This window comes from Streptomyces longwoodensis (assembly GCF_001514125.1).
Taxonomy (GTDB): domain Bacteria; phylum Actinomycetota; class Actinomycetes; order Streptomycetales; family Streptomycetaceae; genus Streptomyces; species Streptomyces longwoodensis.
Genome location: NZ_KQ948551.1, coordinates 671,403 through 688,848 on the forward strand (window position 1 = coordinate 671,403; position 17,446 = coordinate 688,848).

Annotated in this window: 18 protein-coding genes; 9 read left to right on the forward strand and 9 right to left on the reverse strand. The window is 72.3% G+C overall.

Going from position 1 to position 17,446, the window contains the following annotated elements:
* The first annotated feature begins 63 nt into the window (after window positions 1–63).
* From AQJ30_RS12015 to AQJ30_RS12025, 3 genes are all read left to right on the forward strand, one after another.
* Window positions 64–1,386, forward strand: a complete 1,323-nt coding sequence (locus tag AQJ30_RS12015) for an ABC transporter substrate-binding protein (RefSeq protein WP_067232350.1) — start codon at window positions 64–66, stop codon at window positions 1,384–1,386.
* A gap of 107 nt (window positions 1,387–1,493) precedes the next feature.
* Window positions 1,494–2,474, forward strand: a complete 981-nt coding sequence (locus AQJ30_RS12020; RefSeq protein ID WP_067232352.1) for a carbohydrate ABC transporter permease — start codon at window positions 1,494–1,496, stop codon at window positions 2,472–2,474.
* On the forward strand, window positions 2,471–3,370 hold the full coding sequence (locus AQJ30_RS12025; RefSeq protein ID WP_079083977.1) for a carbohydrate ABC transporter permease: 900 nt from the start codon (window positions 2,471–2,473) through the stop codon (window positions 3,368–3,370). The genes AQJ30_RS12020 and AQJ30_RS12025 overlap by 4 nt, the downstream gene beginning before the upstream one ends.
* A 17-nt stretch (window positions 3,371–3,387) precedes the next feature.
* Here AQJ30_RS12025 and AQJ30_RS12030 read toward each other — a convergent pair whose 3' ends face one another.
* Window positions 3,388–3,855, reverse strand: coding sequence for a GNAT family N-acetyltransferase (locus AQJ30_RS12030; RefSeq protein ID WP_067232354.1), 468 nt, complete (start codon window positions 3,853–3,855; stop codon window positions 3,388–3,390).
* 84 nt (window positions 3,856–3,939) lie between these two features.
* Window positions 3,940–4,713 carry an IclR family transcriptional regulator gene (locus AQJ30_RS12035; RefSeq protein ID WP_067232357.1) on the reverse strand — a complete coding sequence of 258 codons (774 nt, stop codon included), beginning with the start codon at window positions 4,711–4,713 and terminating at the stop codon, window positions 3,940–3,942.
* A 123-nt stretch (window positions 4,714–4,836) separates the two neighbouring features.
* On the opposite strand from AQJ30_RS12035, the gene AQJ30_RS12040 reads away from it, so the two are divergent.
* Both AQJ30_RS12040 and AQJ30_RS12045 read left to right on the forward strand, forming a co-directional pair.
* Window positions 4,837–6,381: an aldehyde dehydrogenase (NADP(+)) gene (locus AQJ30_RS12040; RefSeq protein WP_107119555.1), complete on the forward strand. Its 1,545-nt coding sequence runs from the start codon at window positions 4,837–4,839 to the stop codon at window positions 6,379–6,381.
* 50 nt (window positions 6,382–6,431) lie between these two features.
* Entirely contained in the window at window positions 6,432–7,040 is a 609-nt protein-coding gene (locus AQJ30_RS12045; RefSeq protein ID WP_067232362.1) for a DUF1349 domain-containing protein, read from the forward strand.
* Here AQJ30_RS12045 and AQJ30_RS12050 read toward each other — a convergent pair.
* Complete coding sequence (locus tag AQJ30_RS12050) at window positions 7,000–8,391, reverse strand: MFS transporter (protein WP_067232364.1); 1,392 nt, start codon at window positions 8,389–8,391, stop codon at window positions 7,000–7,002. The genes AQJ30_RS12045 and AQJ30_RS12050 overlap by 41 nt on opposite strands.
* 70 nt (window positions 8,392–8,461) lie before the next feature.
* Between AQJ30_RS12050 and AQJ30_RS12055 the strand changes: the two genes are divergently transcribed.
* The 4 genes from AQJ30_RS12055 to AQJ30_RS12070 all read left to right on the forward strand — a co-directional run bounded on the left by AQJ30_RS12055 (window position 8,462) and on the right by AQJ30_RS12070 (window position 11,938).
* The gene (locus AQJ30_RS12055) at window positions 8,462–9,445 is read left to right on the forward strand and encodes a GlxA family transcriptional regulator (protein ID WP_067232709.1); all 984 of its coding nucleotides are present in this window, start codon (window positions 8,462–8,464) and stop codon (window positions 9,443–9,445) included.
* A complete protein-coding gene (locus tag AQJ30_RS12060; RefSeq protein WP_211278965.1) occupies window positions 9,442–9,948 on the forward strand; it encodes a GNAT family N-acetyltransferase in 507 nt (168 codons plus the stop codon). The genes AQJ30_RS12055 and AQJ30_RS12060 overlap by 4 nt, the downstream gene beginning before the upstream one ends.
* 78 nt (window positions 9,949–10,026) lie before the next feature.
* The gene (locus tag AQJ30_RS12065) at window positions 10,027–10,743 is read left to right on the forward strand and encodes a DsbA family oxidoreductase (protein WP_067232366.1); all 717 of its coding nucleotides are present in this window, start codon (window positions 10,027–10,029) and stop codon (window positions 10,741–10,743) included.
* Between the two features lie 133 nt (window positions 10,744–10,876).
* Window positions 10,877–11,938: an aminotransferase class V-fold PLP-dependent enzyme gene (locus AQJ30_RS12070; protein WP_067232368.1), complete on the forward strand. Its 1,062-nt coding sequence runs from the start codon at window positions 10,877–10,879 to the stop codon at window positions 11,936–11,938.
* An 85-nt stretch (window positions 11,939–12,023) separates the two neighbouring features.
* On the opposite strand, the gene thpD is transcribed toward AQJ30_RS12070, so the two are convergent.
* The 6 genes from thpD to AQJ30_RS12100 form a co-directional block, all read right to left on the reverse strand.
* Window positions 12,024–12,911 carry an ectoine hydroxylase gene (thpD, locus tag AQJ30_RS12075; protein WP_067232370.1) on the reverse strand — a complete coding sequence of 296 codons (888 nt, stop codon included), beginning with the start codon at window positions 12,909–12,911 and terminating at the stop codon, window positions 12,024–12,026.
* Between the two features lie 7 nt (window positions 12,912–12,918).
* A complete protein-coding gene (locus tag AQJ30_RS12080) occupies window positions 12,919–13,323 on the reverse strand; it encodes an ectoine synthase (protein WP_067232372.1) in 405 nt (134 codons plus the stop codon).
* Window positions 13,324–13,353: 30 nt separating this feature from the next.
* On the reverse strand, window positions 13,354–14,625 hold the full coding sequence (gene ectB / locus AQJ30_RS12085) for a diaminobutyrate--2-oxoglutarate transaminase (protein WP_067232374.1): 1,272 nt from the start codon (window positions 14,623–14,625) through the stop codon (window positions 13,354–13,356).
* 80 nt (window positions 14,626–14,705) lie between these two features.
* The gene (gene ectA, locus AQJ30_RS12090; RefSeq protein WP_067232376.1) at window positions 14,706–15,233 is read right to left on the reverse strand and encodes a diaminobutyrate acetyltransferase; all 528 of its coding nucleotides are present in this window, start codon (window positions 15,231–15,233) and stop codon (window positions 14,706–14,708) included.
* A gap of 316 nt (window positions 15,234–15,549) precedes the next feature.
* On the reverse strand, window positions 15,550–16,101 hold the full coding sequence (locus AQJ30_RS12095) for a DinB family protein (protein WP_067232378.1): 552 nt from the start codon (window positions 16,099–16,101) through the stop codon (window positions 15,550–15,552).
* Between the two features lie 111 nt (window positions 16,102–16,212).
* Entirely contained in the window at window positions 16,213–17,316 is a 1,104-nt protein-coding gene (locus tag AQJ30_RS12100) for a pyridoxal-phosphate-dependent aminotransferase family protein (RefSeq protein ID WP_067232380.1), read from the reverse strand.
* Window positions 17,317–17,446 lie beyond the last annotated feature (130 nt).

The following is a 17,446-nucleotide window of genomic DNA, read 5'->3' on the forward strand; positions in this document are numbered from 1 at the left end:
TGGCTGACATAGTGCCGATCAGCCAGGCAGCCCGAGCCGTAATCCACAGAGGGAGTTGGGCACATGGGTAGGAAGATCCTCGGCACCGCACTGCTGACGACCACCGCACTGCTGGCCGTCGCGGGGTGCGGCGGGGGCGGGACGGGCAGCTCGGACGAGACCGCCGCGCCACCGCTGAACGCGACCAGCGTCAGCGGAACCATCAAGGTGCTGACCAACCGCACCGACCTCGTGCAGGACGGCACGATGAAGAAGTACGCGGCTGCCTTCGGCAAGGAGTACCCCAAGGTCAAGGTGGAGTTCGAGGGCATCACCGACTACGAGGGGGAGGTGAAGATCCGTATGAACACCGACAAGTACGGTGACGTCCTGCTGATCCCCGCGGCGGTCGCCAAGGGTGACTACCCGAAGTTCTTCGCGCCCCTCGGCTCCACCGGGACGATGGAGCAGAAGTACCGCTTCACCGACAAGACCGACGTCGACGGCCGGACGTACGGCATCGCCAACTTCGGCACCGCCAACGGCGTGGTCTACAACGAGGCCCTGTGGAAGCGGGCCGGCATCACCGAGTGGCCGACGAGCCCGCAGGAGTTCCTCGCCGACCTCAAGACGGTGAAGGACAGGACCGGGGCCACCTACTACACGAACTTCAAGGACGGCTGGCCGCTCGTCAGCCCCTTCACCAACAGCATCGGCTCGGTCAGCTGCGACGCCAAGGCCTCCGACAACCTGGCCATCACCGACAAGCCCTGGGGCGCCGGCACGGACCTCAACGTGATCGACACCCTCCTGTACGACATCGTCCACGACAAGCTCGCCGAGAAGGACCCGAGCACCACCAACTGGGAGAACTCCAAGAGCCTCCTGGCCAAGGGCAAGATCAGCAGCATGGTCCTGGGCTCCTGGGCGATCACGCAGATGCAGGACGCCGCGAAGAAGGCCGGCGCCGGGGCCGACTCGATCGGTTTCATGCCCTTCCCCGTGCAGAAGAGCGGCACGTACTGCTCCACCCTGCTGTCCGACTACCAGCAGGCCGTGAACATCCACTCCACGCACAAGGCCGCCGCCCGGGCCTGGATCGACTGGTTCACGGAGAAGTCCGGCTTCTCCGAGGCGCAGGGCGCGGTCTCGGCCCTGCGCTCCGCCCCCCTGCCCGCAACGCTCAAGGAATTCGTTGATAACGATGTCACCCTGGTGGAACGGTCCGAGGCCGACACCGCAGAGGTGAACGCCATCGACAACGCCTCGGAGATCGGGCTGAACAAGCAGGACTACCGGCAGAAGCTGATCGACATCGCCCGGGGCGCGCAGAGCGGCTCCCTCGAGGACTACTTCGCCGACCTGAACAAGCGGTGGGCCGACGCCAAGCAGACCGCCGGCTCCTGAACCGGCCGCGCCACCGGGCTCCCGGCCCCACGCCCGACGGCCGGGCGAACGGCGAGCCCGGTGGGCCGACCGACGAGCGCTGTCCGCGGACGACGAAAGGCCCCGCCATGACCGACTCCACCCGCACCGCACCACCGCCCGACCCGCTCACCGGGCCGCCCCCCGCCCACCGTCCCCGGCACCGCCCGGCCGACGGGCGCTCCCGGCGCCGCTCCTGGCAGGACCACCCGCTGCGCCGCGCCACTCCGTGGCTGTTCCTGCTGGTACCGCTCGCCCTGCTGATCACGTTCACGTACGTGCCGGTGGGCAACATGGTCTACTACAGCTTCACCGACTGGGACGGCGTCAGCCCCGACCGCTCCTTCGTCGGCGGTGACAACTACGAGGAACTGTTCACCCGGCCCGAGCTCTTCCGCGTCTTCGCGGTCGGCCTGTACTACCTGGCGGCGTCCGTCGTGCAGATCGCCGCCGCGTTGTACTTCGCGACGATCCTCAGTTTCGACCTGCGGCTGCGCAACCTGTTCAAGGGCATCCTGTTCTTCCCCTACCTGATCAACGGGGTCGCGATCGGCTTCGTCTTCCTCTACTTCTTCCAGGACGGCGGCACCCTGGACTCCGTCCTGTCCCTCCTCGGCACCGACGGCGACCACGCCTGGCTCGGTGATCCGCAGTCCGCCAACACCGCCCTGGCCGGGGTCTCGGTGTGGCGCTTCACCGGGCTGAACTTCGTGCTGTTCCTCGGTGCGATCCAGTCCATCCCCGGTGAGCTGTACGAAGCCGCGCAGATCGACGGCGCCACCCGTTGGCAGCAGTTCCGCCACCTGATCGCCCCTGGCATCCGGCCGGTGCTCAGCCTCAGCGTCATCCTCGCGATCTCCGGCTCCCTGTCGGTGTTCGAGATCCCGTTCATCATGACCGGCGGCGCGACCGGCACCCAGACCTTCGTCATCCAGACGGTCAAGCTCGCCTTCCAGTTCAACAAGACCGGCCTGGCCTCGGCCTGCGCCGTCGTGCTGCTGCTCATCATCCTGGCCGTCACCTGGGTCCAGCGGCGCCTGGTGCCCGACGAGAAGGTGGACCTCGTATGACCGCCCCTGCCCGCACCTCCGTCCCCGCGCGCACGTCCGCCCCCGTCGACGACCGGCCGGCCCGGCGCAGGCCCCCACGCGTCAGCACCGTCCTGACCTACGCGTCGCTGGTGGCCGCCTCACTCGTGGTGCTCGTGCCGCTCCTGGTCGTCTTCCTCACCTCGCTGAAGACGTCGGACGAAGTCGCCGACGGCACCGACGTGCTGGGCCTGCCCCACGACTGGCTGAACTTCTCCAACTACGGCACTGCCTTCACCGACGGCCACATGCTCATGGCCTTCGGGAACACGGCGTTCATCCTGCTGTTCTCGATCACCGGCACCGTGGTGATCGGCTCCATGGCCGCCTACGCCATCGACCGCTTCGAGTTCCGCTTCAAGAAGGCCGTCATGGCCCTGTTCCTGATCGCGACCCTGGTGCCCGGCGTCACCACGCAGGTGGCGACCTTCCAGGTCATCAACAGCTTCGGCCTGATCGACACCCGCTGGGCCCCGATCCTGCTCTACATGGGCACGGACATCGTCTCGATCTACATCTTCCTGCAGTTCATCCGGGGCATCCCCAGGTCCCTGGACGAGGCCGCACGCCTGGACGGGGCCAACGCGTTCACGATCTACCGGAAGATCATTTTCCCGATGCTGAAGCCGGCGATCGCGACCGTGGTCATCATCAAGGGCATCACCACCTACAACGACTTCTACATCCCCTTCCTGTACATGCCCTCGGAGGACCTCGGCACCATCTCCACCGCCCTCTTCCGGTTCAAGGGCCCCTACGGCGCGCACTGGGAGACCATTTCGGCGGGAGCGATCCTGGTCATCCTGCCGACCCTGCTGGTCTTCCTCTTCCTGCAGCGCTACATCTACAACGGCTTCACCCGGGGGGCGACCAAGTAGGTCCCGGCCGGCGGGCGTCAGTCCAGGACGAGCACGAACTCGTCGGTCTGCGCGCCGCGCGCCTCGGCGTACCCGGAGGCCGTGGCGGTCACCCGGAACCCGCACTTCTCCAGCACCCGCAGCGACCCGGTGTTGTCCGTGGCGGTGCGGGCGTACAGCGGGCGCTCGGTGACCTCGGCGAGCAGGGCCCGCAGGGCGCTCGTGGCGATGCCGCGCCCCCAGTACGCCCGGTCCAGCCAGTAGGTGACCTCGCGCTCGCCGGGCGCGCCGTAGACCGCGGCGCTGCCGACCACGTCCCCGTCGGCCAGGACCGTGCGCGTGACGGCGTCGGAGGCGCGGATGCGCACCCACCGCGCCTCGAAGGCGTCCCGGTCGGCCGGGTCCTTCGGGGTGAAGGCCGCCATGCGCAGGGCCTCGGGGTCGTTCGTCTGCCGGAAGAACACCGGCAGGTCGCTGTCGTGCACCGGACGAAGGGCGATCTCCATGCCCCGAGCCTACGAGAGGGCACCGACAACGGGCGGGGCACGGCGGGAGCGGGCGCGGACCCGGGCGGGAGCGCGCCCGTGCGCTCAGAGCCTGCGCGTCGCGAGGGTCAGCCGGTCGCGGGCGTCGAACAGGGCGTCCTTGACCATCTGCTCGTGCGCCGGGGTCAGCCGGGCCACCGGCACGGAGCAGCTGATCGCGTCGCGGGCCGGCGTGCGGTAGGGGATCGCCACGCCGAAGCAGCGCAGCCCCAGGGTGTTCTCCTCGCGGTCGACGGCGAAGCCCTGCTCGCGGACCTGGTGCAGTTCCTCGATGAGCTTCTCGCGGTCCGTGATCGTGTTCTCGGTGAGCGCGGGCAGCGTCTCCGGGAGCAGCTTGCGCACCTGCTCGTCGGTGTAGCTCGCGAGGATCGCCTTGCCCAGCGAGGTGGAGTGGGCGGGCAGCCGGCGGCCGACGCGGGTGAAGGGCCGCAGGTAGTGCTGGGACTGCCGGGTGGCGAGGTAGACGACGTTGGTGCCGTCCAGCCGGGCCAGGTGGATGGTCTCGGTGGTGTCGTCGGACAGCCGGTCCAGGGTCGGGCGGGCCGCCGCGACCACCTCGTCGCCGTCGATGTAGGAGGTGCCGACCAGCAGCGCCCGCACGCCGATGCCGTACCGGGTGCCGGTCGCGTCGGTCTCCACCCAGCCCAGCTCGACCAGGGTGCGCAGCAGCATGTACAGGCTGGACTTGGGATAGCCGACGGCCTCCTGGACCGACGCCAGGGAGTGCATGCCGGGCCGCCCGGCGAAGTACTCGAGCAGTTCGACCGTCCGCACCGCGGACTTGACCTGGGACCCGCCCCCCGTCTCGCCTGCCGACATCGCCCTTGACCCCTTCGTTCGACGAGAAATAGTCTCCACAGCATTCACCATCAGAGACAGCGTTCAGTATATCGAACAGTCCTGGTGGCTGACGTACACACTGCGGCATTGCCTGCGGCATCGATGTGGAAGGGACCCGCTGTGGCAGCACCAGTCTGGAGTGTCGACCCCCGTACCGGGAAGCAGCGCGAGCAGGTTGCGGTGGAGGCCACGGCCCAGGAGGTGGACGCCGCCGTCCGGGCCGCCCACGAGGTGCGCGGCTCCCTCGCCGACCGCGCCGTGCGCGCCGCCTTCCTGCGCGGCGCCGCCGACGCGCTGGAGGCGGCCCGGGACGGCCTCGTGGAGACCGCCGACGCGGAGACCGCGCTCGGCCCGGTCCGGCTGACCGGCGAACTCGCCCGCACCTGCTACCAGCTGCGCGCCTTCGCGGACATCGTGGACGAGGGCGCCTTCCTCGGCGTCGTCATCGACCACCCCGACGACACCGCCACCCCGCCCGTCCCGGACCTGCGGCGCTACAAGGTGCCGCTCGGCGTCGTCGCCGTGTACTCCGCCTCCAACTTCCCGTTCGCGTTCTCCGTCGCCGGCGGTGACACGGCGAGCGCCCTCGCGGCCGGCTGCCCGGTCGTCGTCAAGGCGCACCCGGACCACCCGGGCCTGTCCGAGCTGGTCGCCAAGGTGCTGCGCCGGGCCGCCCGCGAACAGGGCGTCCCCGACGCGGTGGTGGGCCTGGTGCACGGCTTCGAGGCCGGCCTGGAGCTGATCCGCCACCCGCTGGTCGCGGCGGCCGGCTTCACCGGCTCGGTCAAGGGCGGCCGCGCCCTGTTCGACGCGGCGGCCGCGCGGCCGGTGCCGATCCCCTTCCACGGCGAACTCGGTTCGCTCAACCCGGTGGTGGTCACCGAGGCGGCCGCCGCCGAGCGCGCCGAGGCGATCGGCGCCGGGCTGGCCGGTTCCATGACGCTGGGCGTCGGGCAGTTCTGCGTGAAGCCGGGCCTGGTGCTGGTGCCGTCGGGCGCGGCGGGCGACGGACTGGTCAAGTCCCTCACCGACGCGGTCAGCGACACCGACACGGGGGTCCTGCTCGACCACCGCATGCGCGACAACTTCCTCGCCGGGATCGCCGAGCGCACGCAGCTGCCCGACGTCCAGTCGCCGGTGACGCCCGGCGCGGGCGGCGAGCACACGGTGAGCGCGGGCTTCCTGACGGTGCCGGCCGGGAAGCTGGCCGACGAGGGCGAGCACGACGTCCTGCTGGAGGAGTGCTTCGGCCCGGTGACCGTCGTCGCGCGCTACGACGACGAGGCCGAGGCGCGGGCCGTGCTGTCCCGGCTGCCCGGCAACCTCACCGCGACCGTCCACCTCTCCACCGAGGAGGCCGAGGGGCGGGGCCGCGGGGCGGAGATCCTGGCGGAGCTGACCCCGCTGGCCGGGCGCGTGCTGGTGAACGGCTGGCCGACCGGTGTCGCCGTCGCGCCCGCGCAGCACCACGGCGGGCCCTACCCCGCCACGACGTCCACGTCCACCTCCGTGGGCGGCACGGCGATCGAGCGCTGGCTGCGGCCGGTCGCCTACCAGAACGCGCCGGAGGCCCTGCTGCCGCCCGAGCTGCGCGACGACAACCCGCTCGGCCTGCCGCGGCGCTTCAACGGCCGCCTCGAACACTGAGCCACCCCCCGGCAACCGACCCGGGCCGGCGGACTGGAAAACTCGCCCCCATGGACGTCGAACTCCCCGAACTCCCCTTCTCGTTGCGCACCTACGGACCCGACGGGCACTGGTCCTACGAGGACGGTGTGCTCACCGGCTGGGCCGGGGCCCGGCAGGACCGGTTCGTGACACCCACCGGGGAGGCGCTGGAGCCCGCCTCCGACGCCCCCCGGCTGCTGGGGGCGCCGGAGGGCGACTTCCAGCTGATCGCGCGGGTCACCGTGGGGTTCAACTCCTCCTTCGACGCGGGCGTGTTGTACGTCCACGTCGGCGAGCGGGCCTGGGCCAAGCTGTGCCTGGAGTACTCCCCGGACGTGCCCACCGTCTGCACGGTGGTCACCCGGGGCCACTCCGACGACGCCAACTCCTTCACCGTGGAGGGAAGTTCGGTCTGGCTGCGGGTCAGCAGGACCGGGCGGGCGTTCGCCTTCCACGCTTCCCGGGACGGCCGGCGCTGGGTGTTCGTCCGGCTGTTCACCCTCGGCGACGAGAAGGAGACCGGGGCGGCCCTGGTCGGCTTCATGACGCAGGCGCCGCTGGGCGAGGGCTGCGTCGTGACGTACGACCACCTGGAGTTCAGGGACGCGTGGCCGGACGACCTGCGAGACGGAAGCTGAACGCGCCCGTCACCGCGAGCAGGACGGCCGCGACCGCGAGGCTCAGCCGCATCCCCGTGGCGAACCCGTCCGCGACCAGCGTGCCGAACACCGCGATGCCCAGACCGCCCGCCACCTGACGCGCCGCGTTGAGCACCCCGGCCGCCAGTCCCGCCCGCTCGGCCGGGACGGCGTCCATCATCGCGGCCGTCAGCGGCGGCACGGTCAGCGCGCAGCCCAGCGCCAGCGGCACCAGCTCCACGGCCACCAGCGGCGCGGGCGTGTCCGCGCCGACGGACAGCAGCAGGAGCAGCCCGGCGACCGCCACCCACTGGCCCACCACCATCGGCAGCCGTGGCCCGAACCGCCCCGCGAGCTTGCCCGCCACCACGTTCGTCACCGCGATCAGGCCCGTCATCGGCAGGAACGCCAGCCCCGCCGCGAGCGGCCCGAGCCCGCGCACCTGCTGGAAGTACAGCGAGAAGACGAACACCACGCTGTAGAAGGCGACGCTCACCGCCGCGCCCGTCGCGACCGCCACGGCCACCGTCCGGTCCCGGAACAGACCGAGCGGCACCACCGGGTGCGGCCCGCGGGCCTCCACGCGGAAGAACACCACCCCCGCCACGACGGCCACCGCGAGCGCCACCGCGCCCGTCGCCCCGCGCTCGATCACCGCGAAGGTCAGTGCGGTCAGCGCCACCACCGCCGTCACCTGCCCCGGCAGGTCCAGCGGCGCCGGACGGCGCTCGGAGCGCGGGGCGCGCAGGAGCAGCAGCAGGATCGCCGCGCCCACTGGCAGGTTGACGAAGAAGATCGCCCGCCAGTCCCACGCCGAGGTCAGCACCCCGCCGGCCACCGGCCCCAGCGCCACCGCCGCCGAACCGCCCGCCGCCCAGGCGGCCACCGCCCGCGCCCGCCGCGCCGGATCGGGGTAGGCCTGCCGCACCAGCGCCAGCGAGGCCGGCAGCACCACGGCCGCCGCCACGCCCTGCACCACCCGCGCGCCGATCAGCGACGGCAGGCCCGGCGCCAGCCCGCAGGCGGCCGAGGCGAGCGTGAACACCGCCGTGCCCAGGGCGTACGCCCGGCTCGCGCCCGCCCGGTCGGAGAAGGCGCCGGTGGACAGCATCAGCGCCGCGAAGGCGAGCGTGTAGGCGTCGACCACCCACTGCAGCCCGGACATCCCGCCCCCGAGGGAGGAACCGATCGCGGGCAGCGCCACGTTCACCACGGACGCGTCGAGGCAGACCAGGGTGAAGCCGAGCAGCCCGGCGGTCAGGGCGAGGGCCGGCGAGGAACGCCCTGGAGGCGCCAACTCCGCCTGATCGGCGCTGCGTTCGTCTTCGTCGAGGGTGGGGTTCGTCGTCATGCGTCCATGCTCCGCAGGACGAGCCCCGTACAGTAGTGGCCCGAATGCCATGCACCCGGAGGTTCTGGCCATGTCCGCGCACCGTGTCGCCGTCGTCGCGCCCTCGCCCGTGTCGATGTTCAACCTGGCCATTCCGGAGATGCTGTTCGGCAAGGTCGAGACGGAGGGGCGCCCCGGCTACGAGGTGCTGGTGTGCACCGCCGACCCGGGGCCCGTCCCCACCACCGGCGGACTCGACCTGTACGTGCCCCACGGCCTCGACGCGCTGGAGGACGCCGACACGGTGATCGTCGCGGGCACCGGGGCGCCCTTCGAGCCGGACCCCCGCATCGTGGCCGCCGTGCGCGCCGCGGCCGCCGACGGCAAGCGGATCGCGTCCCTGTGCACGGGCGCGTTCCAGCTCGCCGAGGCCGGCCTTCTGCACGGCCGCCGGGCCACCACGTACTGGGAGCACGCCGACGAACTGCGCCGGCGCTACCCGCAGGTCGACCTCCAGGGCGACGTCCTCTACGTCCAGGACGGCCCCTACCTCACCGCCTCCGGCTACGCCGCCGGCATCGACCTGTGCCTGCACGTCATCCGCACCGACTACGGCGCCGCCGTCGCCAACCGGGTGGCCCGGCTCGCCCTCGTCGCCCCGGTCCGCCCCGGCGGGCAGACCCAGTTCACCCAGACGCCGCTGCCGCCCGAGCGCGGCACCGCCTGCGCCGACGTGCGCGGCTGGGCCATGCGCCACCTCGACACGCCGCTCACCCTCACCGACCTCGCCCGGCACGCCGGGGTGAGCGTGCGCACCCTGACCCGCCGCTTCCACGCCGAGAGCGGGGTGAGCCCGCTGCAGTGGCTGCTGCACCAGCGCGTCGAACGCGCCAAGGAACTCCTGGAGACCAGCACCCTGCCGATGGACCAGGTGGCCCGCGCCTGCGGCCTGGGCACCGCCGACTCGTTGCGCGCCCACGTGCTGCGCCGCACCGGCCTCACCCCGAGCGCCTACCGGGCCCAGTTCAGCCGGCTCGGAACCGCCGGGCGGGCCGCTTCGTCCTCCGTGGCATGATCCGTGACCGGCTGCCCCGCACCCTCGTGATCCGCACCGCCGTGCCCGCCGAGGCACCGGCCGTGGCCGCGCTGCACGCCCGGGCCCGGGCGACGTACTACCCCGACGGGCTCCCCGACGACGGCTTCGACTGGGCCGCCGCCTGGCGCACCGCCGTCGCACGCGCCGACGGCCAGGTGCTGTGCGCGGTCGAGCAGGGCCGGATCGTGGCCCTCGCCTCCTTCCGCACACCGCAGGACGCCCCCGCCGACATGGTGAAGCTGTTCCAGTTCCACGTCGACCCCGACCGCTGGCGCACCGGGATCGGCACCCGCCTGCACGCCGCCTGCGTCGACCAGTGGCGGGCCGAGGGCAGGCGCACGGCCGTCCTCGACGTGCACGTGGACAACCGGCGCGCCCAGGCGTTTTACGCCCGCCAAGGCTGGAGCCCGGACCCGGAGAACCCGCCGGCCGAGGACGACCACCACCTGTACCTGCGCTACGCCGTGCCGCCGCGGGAATGAACGGCACTGCTTGAACGTTCAGGAACCCGGTACGGAGAGAGCCCCCGTACCGATGAGACCTGGAGAAGAGCCGACAGTATGCGCGTCGAGATTTGGTCGGACATCGCCTGCCCGTGGTGCTACGTCGGAAAGGCCCGCTTCGAGAAGGCGCTCGCCACCTTCCCGCACCGTGACCAGGTCGAGGTGGTGCACCGCTCCTTCGAGCTGGACCCCGGCCGCGCCAAGGACGACGTCCAGCCCGTGATCACCATGCTCAGCCGCAAGTACGGGCTGAGCGAGGAGCAGGCCCGGGCCGGCGAGGACAACCTCGGCGCCCAGGCGGCCGCCGAGGGACTGGCGTACCGCACCCGCGGCCGCGACCACGGCAACACCTTCGACCTGCACCGCCTGCTGCACCTCGCCAAGGAGCACGGCCGGCAGGACGAGCTGGTCCAGATCCTCTACCGGGCGAACTTCGCCGAGGAGCGGTCCCTGTTCACCGAGGGCGACGACCGCCTCGTCGAGCTGGCCGTCGAGGCCGGGCTGGACGCCGACGCGGTCCGCGCGGTGCTCGCCGACCCGGCCGCCTACGCCGACGAGGTCCGCGCCGACGAGCGCGAGGCCGCCGAGCTCGGCGCGAACGGCGTCCCCTTCTTCGTCCTCGACCGCAGGTACGGCGTCTCCGGCGCCCAGCCCGCCGAGGTGTTCGCCCAGGCGCTCACCCAGGCGTGGGGCGAGCGCTCCCCGCTGACCCTCCTCGACCAGGGCGACGCCGACGCGTGCGGCCCGGACGGCTGCGCGGTGCCGCAGCACTGACCCGGGGAGCACCCGGACCGCCCGGACCGACCCCGGGAAACCGCAGCTCGGCGCGGTTCCATAAGCGTCGCTTGGGGAAACCGCGCAAAAAATCGCAATGGACGTGAACTGCCGTGGACCGCACAGTGGAGCCATGGAGACCACGCAGACGTTCGACCGTCTCGTCCGCGCCGAGTTCGCTCCCCGGAGCACCTACCTCAACACGGCGAGCAACGGCCTGCTGCCCGCCCGCACCGTCGCCGCCCTGCACGAGGCGGCCGTGCTGCGGGCCGAGGGCCGCCCGCTGACCCCGCTGCACGAGGACGTCGAGGCGTGCCGCGCCGCGTACGCCCGGCTCGCGGGCGTCCCGGTCACCCGGGTGGCGACCGGCGCCAGCGTCGCCGCGCACACCGGGGTGATCGCCGCCTCCCTGCCGGCGGGCGCCGAAGTCCTCACCGCGGACGACGACTTCACCTCCGTGCTGAACCCGTTCCACGTCCGTGGCGACCTCAAGGTGCGCGCGGTGCCGCTGGAGCGGATCGCCGAGTCCGTCCGGCCCGGTACCGCCCTCGTCGCGGTCAGCGCCGCCCAGTCCGCCGACGGCCGCGTCGCCGACCTCCCGGCCCTGCGCGAGGCCGCCCGGGAGCACGGCGCCCGCACCTACGTGGACTTCTCCCAGTCCGCCGGGTGGCTGCCGATGGCCGCCGACGCCTTCGACTTCAGCGCCTCGGTCTCCTTCAAGTGGCTGCTCGGCCCGCACGGGGCGGCCTTCCTGGTGGTCCCCGAGGACTTCGGCGGGCTCACCCCGGTGCTCGCGGGCTGGGTCGCGGGCGAGGCGCCCTGGGACAGCTGTTACGGCCCCGTCCAGGAACTCGCCCGCTCCGCGCGGCGGTTCGACCTCACCCCGGCCCTGTTCACCTTCGCGGGCCTGCGCCGCTCCCTGGAGCTGATCGAGGAGCTGGGCGTGGCGGCCGTCCACGCCCACGACGTGGCGCTCGCCGACCGGTTCCGGGCCGGGCTCGCCGACCTCGGTCACACGCCGGTGCCCGCGCCGGGCTCCGCGATCGTCTCGGTGCCCGGACTGGGCGGCCGCCAGGGCGAGTTGAGCCGGGCCGGCATCGAGGTCTCCGACCGCGCCGGGAACCTGCGCGCGGCCTTCCACCTGTACAACACCCCCGACGACGTCGACCGGCTGCTCGCGGCCCTGGCCGGCTGACACCGACCGGGCCGGAGCCTCCCGTCCCACGAGGAGGCCCCGGCCCGGGGTCGAGGAGGGCGGCGCGAGCCGCCGCAGGGCGTCCCTAGCGCACCGGTGTGAAGTCCCGCGCCCCGATGAACTCCGGCCGCCGTACGGGCGCCGCGAACGGCTCGACCGCCGTGTTCTCCACGCTGTTGAAGACGATGAACACGTTGCTGCGCGGGAACGGCGTGATGTTGTCACCGGAGCCGTGCATGCAGTTGCAGTCGAACCAGGTCGCCGAGCCGGCCCGGCCCGTGAACAGCTTGATGCCGAACTGCGAGGCCATCGTCGTCAGCGCCTCGTCGGACGGGGTGCCCGCGTCCTGCATCTGCAGCGACTTCTTGTAGTTGTCCCGCGGGGTGGCGCCCGCGCACCCGAGAAACGTGCGGTGCGAGCCGGGCATGATCATCAGCCCGCCGTTGGTGTCGTGGTTCTCGGTCAGCGCGATCGAGACGGACACCGTCCGCATGCCCGGCAGCCCGTCCTCGGCGTGCCAGGTCTCGAAGTCCGAGTGCCAGTAGAAGCCGCCGGCCCCGAAGCCCGGCTTGACGTTGATCCGCGACTGGTGGACGTACACGTCCGAGCCGAGGATCTGCCGGGCCCGCCCGACGACCCGCTCGTCCCGCACCAGCCGGTCGAAGACCGCGCTGAGCCGGTGCACCTCGAACACGGAGCGGATCTCCCCGCTCCCGGGCTCCACGACCGACCGCTCGTCGGCCCGGACCGCCGGGTCGGCGACCAGCCGTTCCAGCTCGCGCCGGTACACGGCGACCTCGTCGTCCGTGATCAGCTGGTCGACGGTGAGGAAGCCGTCGCGCTCGAACGCCCGCAGGTCGGTCTCGGGGAGGGGACCGGGTGTGTCCGGGGCGCCCCAGACGACCGGGTCCTGGCGGGGCACGGCCACCTCGGTGGTGCCCCGGGTGGGGTAGGGATCGGTGAGGGTGGTCATGGCCGGCTCACACCTCCTCGGGCTCGGTGAGCAGGGGGTAGGCGCCGTCGGCGTCGTGGTCCTCCCGGCCGGTGACCGGCGGGTTGAACACGCAGATGCAGCGGAAGTCCTCCTTGACGCGCAGCGTGTGCCGCTCGTGGCCGTCCAGGAGGTACATGGTCCCGGGGGTGATCGTGTGGGTCTGCCCGGTCTCGTGGTCGGTGAGTTCGGCCTCGCCTTCCACGCACACGACGGCCTCGACGTGGTGGGCGTACCACATGGACGTCTCGGTCCCCGCGTGGAGGACCGTCTCGTGCAGCGAGAAGCCGACCCGCTCCCGGGCGAGCACGATGCGCTTGCTCTCCCAGGTGCCGGACGCCGCCCGTACGTGCCGGTCGGTGCCTTCGATGTCCTTGAACGAACGGACGATCACGTGGTGCGATCCCTTCTGTGGGGGGGCGGGTCAGACGGTCTCCCGGACGGCGCGGGCGAGGACGCTCATGCCCTCGTCCAGCTCGTCCGGGCCGATGGTGAGCGCGGGCAGCAGCTTGACGACCTCGCTGCGCGGGCCCGACGTCTCGATCAGCAGGCCCAGTTCGAAGGCGCGCCGGGCCACCCGCTCGGCGCGGCCCGGGTCGTGGAACTCCAGGCCCCACACCAGGCCGCGCCCGCGGTACTCCTTCACGTCGGCCAGGTTCTCCTCGCAGATCGCGATGAGCCCCTGCTCGACCTGCTCGCCGCGCGCACGGGTCTGCTTCTCCATCGCCGCGCCGTCGGTCCAGTACGTCTCCAGCGCGGCCGCGGCGGTGACGAACGCGGGGTTGTTGCCGCGGAAGGTGCCGTTGTGCTCGCCCGGCTCCCACACGTCCAGCTCGGGCCGGAACAGGCACAGCGACATGGGCAGCCCGTAGCCGCTGATCGACTTGGACACGGTGACGACGTCCGGGGTGACGCCCGCCTCCTCGAAGGAGAAGAAGGCGCCGGTACGGCCGCAGCCCATCTGGATGTCGTCGACGATCAGCAGCATGTCCTGCCGCTCGCACAGCTCCTTGAGCGCGCGCAGCCACTCGGGCCGGGCCACGTTGATGCCGCCCTCGCCCTGCACGGTCTCCACGATCACCGCGGCCGGCTTGTTCAGCCCGGAGCCCTGGTCCTCCAGCAGCCGCTCGAACCACAGGAAGTCCGGGACCCGGCCGTCGAAGTAGTTGTCGAACGGCATCGGCGTGCCGTGCACCAGCGGGACACCGGCCCCGGCCCGCTTGAAGGCGTTGCCGGTCACGGCGAGCGACCCCAGCGACATCCCGTGGAAGGCGTTGGTGAACGACACGATCGCCTCGCGCCCCTTCACCTTCCGCGCCAGCTTCAGCGCGGACTCCACGGCGTTGGTGCCGGTCGGGCCCGGGAACATGACCTTGTACGGCAGGTCACGCGGCCGCAGCACCAGGTCCTGGAAGGTCTGCAGGAACGTCCGCTTGGCGACGGTCGACATGTCGAGCCCGTGGGTGACGCCGTCCCGGCTCAGGTAGTCGATCAACGCCCGTTTGAGGACCGGGTTGTTGTGGCCGTAGTTCAGTGAGCCGGCCCCGGCGAAGAAGTCCAGGTACGCGTGGCCGTCCTCGTCGTACATCCGGCTGCCCTGCGCGCGGTCGAAGACGGCGGGCCAGCCGCGGCAGTAGCTGCGCACCTCGGACTCCAGGGTCTCGAAGACGCTCAGGTCGGGCTGGGTGATGGTCACGGTGAAGGAACTCCTCGGTCGGGGTGGGCTGGTGCTCGTGCCGGGGACGCGGGCGGGACAGGTGCCCGCGCGCGCCTGGATCAGTGCTGGGGCGGGGGCAACGGCCCGATGCGGTACAGGACTTCCGGGTCGTGCGGACCGTCCGGGAACAGCGGCGTACCGAACAGGACCTCCCGCGTGACCTGCGCGCCGTGGCGGGCCGCGAACGACGTGAACAGCCGCTCGGAGGCGGTGTTGTCGGGGGTGATGGTGGTCTCGACGGTGTCCACCCCCTGCTCGGCGGCGAGCCGGCGCACCAGGCCGTCGAGCATCGCCGCCGCGAGCCCGCGCCCGCGCTGCGCGGCGTCGACCGCCACCTGCCAGACCAGCAGGGTGCGCGGGGCGTCCGGCCGGACGTAGCCCGTGACGAAGCCGACGGGCGTCCCGTCCTCGCCGCGCGCCACGGCGGAGGTGCCGGCGAAGTCACGGCACCACAGCAGGTAGCTGTACGACGAGTTCAGGTCGAGGGTCCGGGAGTCCTTTGCGATTCGCCAGAGCGCGGCCCCGTCCGCGAGCGAGGGCCGGTCCGCGAGACGGTCGGTGAGCAGGTCTGCATGTGCGGCGGTCATGCGGAACGAATTTACCGAGCGAAATGCAAAAATGCATGGCCGGAGAGGGTTGGGCGGGGCGGGCCTATGTGTTATCGCGCGGGTGGGTGCGAGCGCGCGGACCGCCGGTATCCTGCCCGGCTATGTCGGTGTATTACGGCGCAAAACGGACGCCATGTGGAACCCGTCACAAGATCGGAACCATCACGGAACCCGCCCGGAATCCTGCGGACGGTGTTCGCGAAATCTTCGCGTTTGACCCACGGGAAACCGGGCAGGAGAAAGCGGGAAACCACCTCGTGGAATTCCCCGGTGAATGCGCTGGAATAGCGTGGACTCAGACCCCGGTCACTCCGTCGATGCGTTCGCGAAGAATATCGGCGTGCCCGTTGTGCCGCGCGTACTCCTCGACCAGGTGCAGGAGCACCCAGCGCAGACCGACCTCGAGACCGGCCATCGGCGGATCCACGAGCCGCCCCGTGTCCTCCAGGGACCGCCCGGCGATCAGCTCCCGGCCGCGGGCGACCTCCCCGCGCCAGGCGGTGAGCACCTCGTCGAGACCCCGCTCCGGAGTGAGCGCGTACCCCGTCCCCTCCTCGAAGACCGGCGGCACGTCCAGACCGGCGAACACGCGCTGGAACCAGGTCCGCTCCACCTCGGCCAGGTGCTGCACCAGTCCCAGCAGCGTCAGCGTCGACGGCTCGGCCGACGCGCGCCGCAGCTGCTCGTCGTCCAGCCCCGCGCACTTCGCCTCCAGCGTGGCGCGGTGGAAGTCGAGCCAGCCGAGGAGCTGGGACCGCTCGTCGCCGGTCAGCGGCGGGACGGGACGGCCGTCGGGCAGGGCGCCGGAGGTGTCGCGGGACGGGTCGCCGGACGTGTCAGTGGTCATGCGCGGAGCATGGCACGGGGGTGTGACAACGGGGGCGGGGGAGGGGCGCCCGGTGTGCCGGATGGCTCCACCGGCCGCCCGCGCCGCTCCTCCCCTATGCCCCCGCGCGTCCTACCGCCACTCCTCCGACGCCGCCCGCAGGGCGCCGGTCAGGTCCACGTCCTGCGCGCCGGACTCCGCCAGCGCCGTGCCGAGGGCTGCCAGGCACGCCCGTACCGCGCCCGGCGTCGCGTCGGGGCCGTAGTGGTTGACCCGGATCATCTCCCGGGCCAGGGCGCCGCCGCCCGCGGCCAGCGGAACGGCCGGGTCCGCCGCCAGGGCCCGCGCCACCAGCTCGGCGGCCACCACCCCGTCCGGCGTGCGCAGCGTCGTGGCGACCGGGGCCGCCTCACCGGCCTCGTGGACGTAGGGCTCCAGGCCGCCGCCGAGCGCGGCCACGCCCGCCCGGGTCGCCGCCGCGGCCGAGGAGTGCCGGGCCGTCACCGCGTCCAGGCCCTCCGCCTCGATCCGCTCCAGGCACGCCTCCAGCGCCAGCATCTCCAGCTGCGCGGGTGCGTGCAGCAGCGCCTTGCGGCCGCCGTCGATCCAGCGCTCCTTCCAGTCGAGCAGCGACAGGTAGGAGCGGCGCGGCGCCCTCGGGTTCGCCGCCATGCGGGCCCACGCCCGCTCGCTCACCGACACCGCGGACACTCCTGCCGGGCCGCCCATCGCCTTCTGCGCCCCGATGACACACAGGTCCACGCCCCACGCGTCCGGCAGCACCGGCTCGGCCCCGACGGAGGCCACCGCGTCCAGGTAGAACAGCGCGCCCTGAGCACGCACCGCCTCGCCGATCTCCGCGACCGGGTTGGTGTTGCCGGTCGCCGCCTCGGCGTGCACCAGCGACACGAAGTCGATCTCCGGGTGCTCGGCGAACGCCTTCCGGACCTGCGCGGCCTTGACCGCCGTGTGGAACGGCACCGCGAGGTCGATCACCGTGGCGCCGCAGTCCCGCAGCCAGTCGCCGAACGTCTGCCCGTAGGGACCGGTGATCACGTTCAGCGCGGTCGTGCCGGGACCGGCGGTCGCGCGGATCGCGCCCTCCAGCGGCAGCAGCGCCTCGCCCTGCGTGACCACGACGTCCTGGCGGGTGTCGAGCAGCTTCGCCACCCGGTCCTCGATGGAGGCGAAGCGGGCGGCGCTCAGCGGGGCGAGGTCCAGGAAGGGATGGGTCACGGCAGTGCTCTTTCGCTCGCAGGGTCGACCCGCCCGAGCCTAATCCTTGGTCCGCCGCACCCGGTCCCTGGTCCCCGCGCGGGGCGACCGGCGACTTCTTAGGCCGGACGGCCCCCGTACCATCGGTTTG

Coding starts and splice junctions, on each gene's coding strand:
- AQJ30_RS12035 (WP_067232357.1), bottom strand. CDS start 4,713: ATGTCGGCAGGCGAGACGGGGGGCGGGTCCCAGGTCAAGTCCGCGGTG.
- AQJ30_RS12045 (WP_067232362.1), top strand. CDS start 6,432: ATGGACGTCGAACTCCCCGAACTCCCCTTCTCGTTGCGCACCTACGGA.
- AQJ30_RS12025 (WP_079083977.1), top strand. CDS start 2,471: ATGACCGCCCCTGCCCGCACCTCCGTCCCCGCGCGCACGTCCGCCCCC.
- AQJ30_RS12055 (WP_067232709.1), top strand. CDS start 8,462: ATGTCCGCGCACCGTGTCGCCGTCGTCGCGCCCTCGCCCGTGTCGATG.
- AQJ30_RS12040 (WP_107119555.1), top strand. CDS start 4,837: ATGTGGAAGGGACCCGCTGTGGCAGCACCAGTCTGGAGTGTCGACCCC.
- thpD (WP_067232370.1), bottom strand. CDS start 12,911: ATGACCACCCTCACCGATCCCTACCCCACCCGGGGCACCACCGAGGTG.
- AQJ30_RS12020 (WP_067232352.1), top strand. CDS start 1,494: ATGACCGACTCCACCCGCACCGCACCACCGCCCGACCCGCTCACCGGG.
- AQJ30_RS12050 (WP_067232364.1), bottom strand. CDS start 8,391: ATGACGACGAACCCCACCCTCGACGAAGACGAACGCAGCGCCGATCAG.
- AQJ30_RS12015 (WP_067232350.1), top strand. CDS start 64: ATGGGTAGGAAGATCCTCGGCACCGCACTGCTGACGACCACCGCACTG.
- AQJ30_RS12030 (WP_067232354.1), bottom strand. CDS start 3,855: ATGGAGATCGCCCTTCGTCCGGTGCACGACAGCGACCTGCCGGTGTTC.
- ectA (WP_067232376.1), bottom strand. CDS start 15,233: ATGACCGCCGCACATGCAGACCTGCTCACCGACCGTCTCGCGGACCGG.
- AQJ30_RS12095 (WP_067232378.1), bottom strand. CDS start 16,101: ATGACCACTGACACGTCCGGCGACCCGTCCCGCGACACCTCCGGCGCC.
- AQJ30_RS12065 (WP_067232366.1), top strand. CDS start 10,027: ATGCGCGTCGAGATTTGGTCGGACATCGCCTGCCCGTGGTGCTACGTC.
- AQJ30_RS12070 (WP_067232368.1), top strand. CDS start 10,877: ATGGAGACCACGCAGACGTTCGACCGTCTCGTCCGCGCCGAGTTCGCT.
- AQJ30_RS12060 (WP_211278965.1), top strand. CDS start 9,442: ATGATCCGTGACCGGCTGCCCCGCACCCTCGTGATCCGCACCGCCGTG.